The sequence below is a fragment of the Actinomyces sp. oral taxon 180 str. F0310 genome (genome assembly GCF_000185285.1).
GTDB lineage: Bacteria > Actinomycetota > Actinomycetes > Actinomycetales > Actinomycetaceae > Pauljensenia.
On the sequence record NZ_GL622194.1, the window covers coordinates 1,132,792 to 1,141,452 of the forward strand.

The window sequence follows — 8,661 nt, forward strand, 5'->3', positions numbered from 1 at the left end:
GCCAGGGCGACGACGGCGGAGAGCAGGCCGGGGGTGGCGCCCGCGCGCTCGCCGACGAGAACGATGCCGTCGGCGAGGGCACCGGCGAGGTCGTCGAATCGTCCGCCGACGCGGATCTCGTCCACGAGCACGGGTTCGGCGCCGGGGGCCGCGTGCAGGACTCGGGCGTTCATCTTGCGCGATCCCGCCGAGGTGAAGGGCGCGATCGAGGCGACCGCGAGGCCCGACTTGCGCACTCCCTTGCGCAGGCGCAGGAACATGGCGCCGCACTCGTCCTCGGGTTCGAGGGCGACGAGGAGAACCTGTCCGGCGCTCTCGAGGTCCGCGTACGTGGTGGCCAGGCCGGTCCCGGCCACGTGGGAGGCCAGGAAGGAGCGCTCCTCCTCGCTGGAGGGGCGGGAGCGGAAGTCGATGGAGTCGCTGCCCACGACCGTGCGGGCGAACTTGGACCACGCCCACGCATCCTCGAAGGTCAGGTGCCCGCCGGGCAGGAAGCCCACGGACGAACCCGCCTGCTCGAGGCCCTCGCGCACGCGGTCCAGCGCGTCGGACCAGGAGGTGGGAACCAGCTCGCCCTTCTCGCGCACGAGCGGGACCGTCAGGCGGTCAACCTTGTCCCATTCGAAGGCGAAGCGGTCCTTGTCGGTGATCCACTCCTCGTTGACCTCGGGGTCGTTGCCGCTCATCCGGCGAACGACCTCGCCGCGGCGAATATCCTGGCGGATCGCCGACCCGGAGGCGTCGTGCTCGGTGACGGCGGCCGTGGAGACGAGGTCGAAGGGGCGGGCTCGGAAACGGTAGGAGGCGGCGGTGAGGGCGCCGACCGGGCAGATCTGGATAATGTTGCCCGAGAAGTAGGAGGCGAAGGCGCGGCCCGACACGTCGCGTTCGGCAACGCAGAGCTCGCCCTCGTTCAGGGAGCCCACGATCGCGTCGGTGCCGAAGGGCGAGGACAGCGTCGACGTTGAGGCATCAACGGCCGTCGGGTCAAAGAAGTCCAGGGTGGTCGTGTCGAAGCCTCCGACCTGCTCACCCATGAAGGAGTGATCGTCGGTGGGGGCGCTGCCGCCGCCGCGGCCCTGCAGGTCCATGAACACGTCGCCGGAGATCTCCTTACCGAAGCGCACGCAGCGCTGGCACAGGATGCAGCGCTCGCGATCCAGGAGGATCTGGGAGGTGAGGCGAAGTGGCTTCTTGAAGGTGCGCTTGGCGTCCGTGAAGCGGGAGGTGGCGCGCCCATCGCTCATCGCCTGGTTCTGCAGGGGGCACTCGCCGCCCTTATCGCACACGGGGCAGTCCAGCGGGTGGTTGATGAGCAGGAACTCCATGACGCCGTGCTGGGCGCGCTTGGATACCTCGGAGGTGTGCTGGGTCTTGACGACCATGCCGGGGGTGACGGTCTGCGCGCAGGAGGGCTGGGGCTTGGGCATGAAGCGCAGCTCGCCCGTGTTGCGGTCGGGCATGCCGACCTCGACCAGGCACTGGCGGCACGCGGCGACCGGGGCCAGCAGCGGGTGGTCGCAGAAGCGCGGGATCCGGATGCCCGCCTGCTCGGCGGCGCGGATCACGAGCGTGCCCTTGGGGACTGAAACCTGAACGTCGTCGATGGTGACGTCGATCATGTTGGCAGCGTCGCTCATCGGCCACCTCCTCGCGCGTAGTTAGCGGACGCCTCGTAGGGGAAAAGCTCGCGGGCGGGCGTGGTCAGCCCGGCTTCGAACTCGTCGCGGAAGCGCTTGATGCCCGACATAATCGGGGTTGCTGCGGCATCACCGAGCGGGCAGAAGCTGCGGCCGGCGATGTTGTGAGCGATCTCGTCGAGCAGGTCGACGTCGCCGGGGCGGCCTTCACCCCGCTCAAGGCGCAGCATGATCTGCTTCATCCAGTAGGTCCCCTCGCGGCAGGGCGTGCACTTGCCGCAGGACTCGTGCTGATAGAACTCGGACCACCGGGTGATGACGCGCACCACCGAGACGGTCTCGTCGAACACCTGCAGGGCGCGGGTGCCGAGCATGGACCCGGCCGCGCCCACGGACTCGTAGTCGAGCGGGGTGTCGAGCTCGTCCTGCGTGAAGATCGGGGTCGAGGAGCCGCCGGGCGTCCAGAACTTCAGCGTGTGCCCCTGGCGGATTCCGCCCGCCATATCGATGAGTTCGCGCATCGTGATGCCGAAGGGGGCCTCGAACTGGCCGGGGTTGGCGACGTGGCCGGAGACGGAGAAGATTCCGTGGCCCTTGGACTTCTCGGTGCCCATCGACGCAAACCACTGCGGCGAGTTGCGGAAAATGCCCGCCACCTGAGCGATGGTCTCGACGTTGTTGACGACCGTGGGACGGGCGTACAGGCCTGCGACCGCGGGGAAGGGGGGCTTGAGGCGCGGGTGACCGCGGCGTCCCTCGAGCGAGTCGAGGAGCGCGGTTTCCTCGCCGCAGATGTAGGCGCCCGCGCCCGCGTGGGCGGTGATGCGCAGATCGCCGAGCACGCCCGCTTCGGTGGCCTCGCGCACGGCGCTGAGGAGGCGGCGGTACACGTGCGTGACCTCGCCGCGCAGGTAGACGAACGCGTGGTCGCAGCCGATCGCCCGCGACGTGATCGCGATGCCCTCGATGAGGACGTGCGGGTTACCCATGATGAGCGGGATGTCCTTGCAGGTTCCCGGCTCGGACTCATCCGCGTTGACGACGAGGTATCGGGGGCCTCCGTCGGCGGGGGGCAGGAAGGACCACTTGAGGCCCGAGGGGAAGCCTGCGCCTCCTCGGCCTCGCAGGCCCGAGTCCTTGACGGCGGCGACGATGTCGGCGGGGTCCATGGCGCGCGCCTTCTCGAGGCCCAGGTAGCCTCCGCGCGCGCGGTAGGAGTCCAGGGTCCAGGAGCGTTCCTCGCCCCACCCGTTGGTGATGATTGGGGTCAGCGGCCCGGGCGCAGCGTATGCGGTGCTCACTTCGCGTCCTCTCCCTTCGGGTCGGTGGCCTCGGCGGCGCCGAGTGCAACCGGTTCGGTCCAGCCGTGCTCCTCGGCGATGCGTCGGCCCAGCAGGGTGGATTGGCCGGCGGAGGGTCCCTCGTCCTCGTGGCCGTCGAGGAAGCCCGCCAGGACGCGCTCGTTCTCCTTGAAGGTCGGGGCGACGACGGGGCCACGGGTCGGGTGGATGTCGCGGCCCTCCTGGATGTCGTCGATCATCGCCGCGGCCGACTCCGGCGTCTGGTTGTCGAAGAACTCCCAGTTGACCATGACGACGGGCGCGTAGTCGCACGCGGCGTTGCACTCGATGCGTTCGAGGGTGATGCGGCCATCCGCACTGGTCTCGTCGCTTCCGACGCCGACCTTGTCGGAGACCTTCTCCCAGATCTCGTCCCCGCCCATGACGGCGCACAGCGCGTTCGTGCACACGCCCACGAGGTAGTCGCCGGTGGGGTGGCGCTTGTACTGGGTGTAGAAGGTGGCGACCGCGCTGATCTCGGCGCGCGGCAGCTCCAGGGTGGCGCTGATGAAGTCGATGCCGTCGGGGCTGACGTAGCCGTCAACCGACTGGATCAGGTGGAGCATCGGCAGCAGGGCGCTGCGGGCGTGGCCCTGCGGGTAGCGGGCGATGATCTGGGCGGCGTCTGCCTGCAGGCGCGCCAAGGTGTCGGGTGTGTAGCTCATCGGTCAACGCCTCCGAGAACGGGGTCGATAGCGGCCAGGGAGACGACCACGTCGGCCAGCTGGCCGCCTTCGGTCATCATGGCCAGCGATTGCAGGTTGGCGAAGGAGGGGTCGCGGAAGTGGGCTCGGAACGGGCGGGTTCCGCCGTCGGAGACCAGGTGGACGCCGAGGATTCCCTTCGCGTGCTCGACGGTCTGGTAGACCTGGCCGGCGGGCACGTGGAAGCCCTCCGTGACGAGCTTGAAGTGGTGGATGAGGGATTCCATGGACTCCCCCATGATCTCGCGGACGTGGTCGGCGCTGGTGCCCTGGCCGTCGGTGGCGACCGCCAGTCGGGCGGGCCAGGCGATCTCGGGGTCGGCGACCATGGTGGGCGCCCCCTCGCATTCGTCGAGCTTGGCCAGGACCTGCCACACGATGCGCATGGATTCGTAGCACTCGTCGAAGCGGACCATCGTGCGGTTGTAGACGTCGGACTTGTCGCGCGTGGGCACGTCGAACTCGAAGTTCTCATACCCGCAGTAGGGCTGGGACTTGCGCAGGTCGAGGGGCAGCCCGGCGGCTCGCACGCCCGGCCCGGTGGTGCCCAGCGCCATGAGGGCGCTCAGCGGCATGACGGCCACGTCGCACAGGCGCTTCTTGAAGATCGGGTTCTCCTGCAGGATGTCCTGCAGCTCGCCGATGTCCTTGCGGGCGCGGCGCAGCCGGTCACGGATGTAGTCCGTGGTGCCCTCGCCGATGTCCTGGACGACGCCGCCGGGGCGAATGTACTCGTGGTTCATGCGCAGGCCGGAGATGCGTTCGAAGACGCGCAGGATCTCCTCGCGGGCGCGGAAACCGATCGTCATGATCGTGGTGGCGCCCATCTCGTTGCCGGTCGAGCCGATGGCGACCAGGTGGGAGGCGATGCGGCACAGCTCCATCATGAGCACGCGGATGAGGCTGGCGCGTTCGGGCACGTCCTCGGTGATGCCGAGCAGTTTCTCGACGCCGAGGCAGTAGGCGGCCTCCTGGAAGAAGGGGGCGACGTAGTCCATGCGCGTGCAGTATGCCACGCCCTGGGTCCACGTGCGGTACTCCATGTTCTTCTCGATGCCGGTGTGCAGGTAGCCGGTGTCGACGCGTGTTTCGCGGACCTTTTCGCCGTCGAGCTCGAGAATGAGGCGCAGCACGCCGTGGGTGGAGGGGTGGACGGGGCCGAGGTTGACGACGATGCGTTCGGAGGTGATGGCCTCGATCTCGTGCAGGACGTCGTCCCAGTCGCCGCCCTGTGTGAGGACCTCGGGGATGTCCTCGAGGGGCAGGTCGCTCGCGCCGGCGGGCGCGCGGAAGGCGTTGGTCATCAGTTCACACTCCTACGGACGTCGGCGGAGGCCGTGACGGCGCCCTTGAATTCGACGGGAATGCCGCCCAGGGGGTAGTCCTTGCGCTGGGGGTGTCCGACCCAGTCGTCGGGCATCGCGGTGCGCGTCAGGGAGGGGTGCCCCGTGAAGATGATGCCGATGAGGTCCCAGGTTTCGCGTTCCTGCCAGTCGTTGGCCGGGTAGACCGAGACGATGGAGGGGATGCGCGGGTCGGAGTCGGGGCAGGTGACTTCGAGGCGGATCAGACGGTTGTGCGTGATCGAGTACAGGGGGTAGATGGCGTGCAGCTCGCGCCCCTTGTCGAGGGGGTAGTGGACGCCGTTGGTTCCCAGGCACATTTCGAAACGCAGGTCGGGGTCGTCGCGCAGGTAGGAGGCGACGCGCACGATGTGCTCGCGGGCGACGAAGATACCGAGCTGTCCGCGATCGACGGTGACCTTTTCGATGACGTCGGACACCTTCAGGCCGTCGGCCGCGATGAGCTCTTCGAGGACGTCGACGACCTGGTCGAACCAGGAGCCGTAGGGGCGCGAGGCCTCGCCGGGCAGGAAGGAGTCGGTGACGAGTCCGGCAAAGCCGGAGGTGGAGGAGTCGGTGCCCGCGCCGAAGAGGCCCTCGCGGTGGGCGATGGGCTCGGGCAGGGCGAAGCCGCGCTGAACCGGAGTCGCGTCGGTCTGGGCGGGCGCGTTGTCCTCGGGGATCGACAGGTCGCTCATGCCAGGAGTCCCTTCATCTGGTGGGTGGGCGTGGCTTCGAGGGCGGCCTGCTCGGCTTTGCGGGCGATCTCCCGGCGGTGGACGCCCAGGGGTTCCTTGCCGATCTGCTCGCGCAGGACGAGAACCGCGTGGATGAGGGCCTCGGGGCGGGGCGGGCAGCCGGGCAGGTAGACGTCGACGGGGACGATGTGGTCGCAGCCCTGGACGACGGCGTAGTTGTTGAAGACGCCGCCGGAGGACGCGCAGGCGCCCATGGAGATGACCCACTTGGGTTCGGGCATGGAGTCGTAGACGCGTCGGATGATGGGGGCCATCTTGTGGGAGACGCGGCCCGAGACGATCATCATGTCGGAGTGACGCGGGGAGGCGCGGAAGACCTCAAGGCCGAAGCGCGCCATGTCGAATCGGGGGGTTCCGGCGGCCATCATTTCGATGGCGCAGCACGCCAGGCCCATGGTGACGGGCCACTGGCTGTACTTGCGTGCGAGGCCGAGGACTTTCTCAACGCTGGTGAGCGCGATGCCCGCGGGCAGGGATTCTTCCAGTCCCACTTGTTTCTTCCTTACTCTTCTTCTCAGTAGTCCAGGCCGCCGCGTCGCCATTCGTAGGCGTAGGGGACGCACAGGGTGACGAGGAAGCTCATCATGACGATCAGGCCGAAGAGGCCGAGCTGGTTGAAGCTGACGGCCCACGGGTACATGAAGACAACTTCGATGTCGAAGATGATGAAGGTCATGGCGACCAGGTAGTAGCGCACCGGGAAACGGCCGTCGGTGAGGTGGGCGCTGGTGGGTTGGATCCCGCACTCGTAGTTGTCGGCCTTGGTCTTGGACTTCTTGGTGGGGCCCAGGATCGCGGAGGCGCCCAGGCCTCCGAATGCCAGCACGAGGGCGGCTGCCGACATGATGAGCAGCGGCACGTAGGGATTCGTCATCGTTCCTCCCGGTTGTGGTTGGCGGTGCTCATGCGGGGCGCACCACCTTGGTCAGCGTTGTGATGAGTTGGTCGTCGAAATCGCCGCCGCTCCTCTCGTACCCGTCCGAGAGGAGCTTGTGGACGAGCGTCATGAGGCGCGGCATGGGCAGTCCGACGTTCGTGCAGGTGCGCATGATTGTCGGGTTTTCGATGAGTGCGACGAAGATGCGGCCGAGCTGGTAGTAGCCGCCGTATTCGTCGCGGAGCATGTGGGGGTATTCGCTCATGGCCCGGTCGATGCCGGCGCGATGTGCGCGGCGCAGGGCTTGGGCGATGCACGAGGCGGCGTAGCGTCCCGCCTTCATGGCGGGGGCAATGCCTTCTCCGTTGTAGGGGGAGACCATGCCGCCGGCATCTCCGACGAGGACGAGGCCCTGGGTGTAGTGGGGCTTACGGTTGAAGCTCATGGGCAGGGCGGCGGAGCGCAGGGGTCCGATCTGGTTGTCGGGGGTGAATCCCCATTCGCCCGGCAGGTTGGCGGTCCACGCCTTGAAGACGTCGCGGTAGGGCAGGTTGGTGGCGCCGGCGCGGGAGGCGACGGAGCCCAGGCCGACGTTGACGACCCCCTCGCCCATGGGGAAGATCCACCCGTATCCGGGAAGCAGATCGGAGGCTCCGGGGGCTCCGCTCCACAGTTCGAGGTGGGATTCCATCCATTCTTCGTCCCCGCGGGGGCTGCGGAAGTAGGCGCGGGCGGCGACGCCCATGGGGCGGTTCATCTTCTTGTCGAGGCCGAGGCCGGTGGCCAGTCGGGCGGCCACTCCCCCGGCGTCGACGGTGATGGAGGCCCGCACGGTGAGGGCGGTGGCGTTCTTCCCGCGCCCGCTCTTGGCGGTGACGCCCGTGACGCGGCCGGAGCCGTCTTGGATGGCTCCGGTGACGGTGACGCCTTCGTACAGGCGCGCTCCGGCTTCCTGGGCGCGGCGGGCGAGGGCATGGTCGAGGTCGGTGCGGGCGCGCGTCATGCCGTATCCGGGCAGGGACTTCTGGTCGGGCCAGTCCATGTGGACGGTGTGTCCACCGCCGATGACGGTGAGGCCTCGGTTGCGCATCCACCCGGTGGTGTCCACGCCCATGGCGATGAGTTCGTGAACGGCAGCGGGGGTGAGCCCGTCGCCGCAGATCTTGTCGCGGGGGAAGGTGTTTTTTTCGAGGAGGATGACGTCGAGGCCCGCCTGGGCGAGGTGATGGGCGGTGGAGGAGCCGCCGGGGCCCGCGCCGACGACGACAACGTCGGCGCTCATGTCGCCAGGCATGGTGGATGCCACCGCGTTCCTCCGTAGTGTGGGCGCGCGGGTTCGTCCGCGCGAATGTGCATAGGCGGGTGAGGCGTGCACGGCACCTCACTTCCGCGAGAAAGCCTAGCCAGGTAACCCTCAGTCGGCGACCTACGTTACTTTTTGGCTGTATTTCGGGAAAACCGGCGCATCCGAGAACCTCCCGGGCACCCAATTTGCGCAACGATTCTCTGTCGTAAATCGTGGCCTCGCTCTCGGAGAGTTGAGGTTCTTGCGACCGCTGTCATAGGACATGTGCGAGGGGAGTCCGCCCTGGATGGTCTCGGTTGCGCCCGTCGTGGGAGTGAGCGTCCCTGCTGTCGGTGGGCGTGGAGGGAAGCGGGGTGTGAAACCGGGGCCGCCCCCGCCGATCGACCCCAGGACTTCCCCGCCAGGGGCAGGAGGACGTTGAAACCGGGGCCGCCCCCGCCCGCGGGTGGGAGGCAACCGCCGACCTCTTCATCGACGCCGCCGCACAAACCGCCCCCGCCCGCGGGTAGGAGGCAACCGTGGGGCGGAGGGAAGCGGAACATGAAACCGAGACCGCCCCAGCCGATAGACACCCGGACCTCCCCGCCACGGGCAGGAGGGCGGTGAAACCAAGACCACCCCCGCCCGCGGGTGGGAGGCAACCGTGGAGCGGAGGGAAGCGGAACATGAAACCGAGACCGCCCCAGCCGATCG

General features: G+C 68.3%; 8 protein-coding genes. All 8 read right to left on the minus strand.

The window, feature by feature from the left end:
* The coding region (locus tag HMPREF9006_RS10835) for a 2Fe-2S iron-sulfur cluster-binding protein (RefSeq protein WP_009212454.1) at positions 1–1,640 on the minus strand (1,640 nt) is incomplete at its 3' end.
* Entirely contained in the window at positions 1,637–2,941 is a 1,305-nt protein-coding gene (gene nuoF, locus HMPREF9006_RS04920) for an NADH-quinone oxidoreductase subunit NuoF (protein WP_009212455.1), read from the minus strand. The genes HMPREF9006_RS10835 and nuoF, both read right to left, overlap by 4 nt.
* On the minus strand, positions 2,938–3,645 hold the full coding sequence (nuoE, locus tag HMPREF9006_RS04925; RefSeq protein ID WP_009212456.1) for an NADH-quinone oxidoreductase subunit NuoE: 708 nt from the start codon (positions 3,643–3,645) through the stop codon (positions 2,938–2,940). Before nuoE ends, nuoF begins: the two co-directional genes overlap by 4 nt.
* On the minus strand, positions 3,642–4,988 hold the full coding sequence (locus tag HMPREF9006_RS04930; protein WP_009212457.1) for an NADH-quinone oxidoreductase subunit D: 1,347 nt from the start codon (positions 4,986–4,988) through the stop codon (positions 3,642–3,644). The genes nuoE and HMPREF9006_RS04930 overlap by 4 nt, the downstream gene beginning before the upstream one ends.
* Positions 4,988–5,725, minus strand: a complete 738-nt coding sequence (locus tag HMPREF9006_RS04935) for an NADH-quinone oxidoreductase subunit C (protein WP_009212458.1) — start codon at positions 5,723–5,725, stop codon at positions 4,988–4,990. The genes HMPREF9006_RS04930 and HMPREF9006_RS04935 overlap by 1 nt, the downstream gene beginning before the upstream one ends.
* A complete protein-coding gene (locus tag HMPREF9006_RS04940) occupies positions 5,722–6,276 on the minus strand; it encodes an NADH-quinone oxidoreductase subunit B (protein WP_009212459.1) in 555 nt (184 codons plus the stop codon). Before HMPREF9006_RS04940 ends, HMPREF9006_RS04935 begins: the two co-directional genes overlap by 4 nt.
* Before the next feature lie 23 nt (positions 6,277–6,299).
* Complete coding sequence (locus HMPREF9006_RS04945) at positions 6,300–6,659, minus strand: NADH-quinone oxidoreductase subunit A (RefSeq protein ID WP_009212460.1); 360 nt, start codon at positions 6,657–6,659, stop codon at positions 6,300–6,302.
* Between the two features lie 28 nt (positions 6,660–6,687).
* Complete coding sequence (locus HMPREF9006_RS04950; RefSeq protein WP_009212461.1) at positions 6,688–7,968, minus strand: geranylgeranyl reductase family protein; 1,281 nt, start codon at positions 7,966–7,968, stop codon at positions 6,688–6,690.
* Between the last annotated feature and the right edge of the window lie 693 nt (positions 7,969–8,661).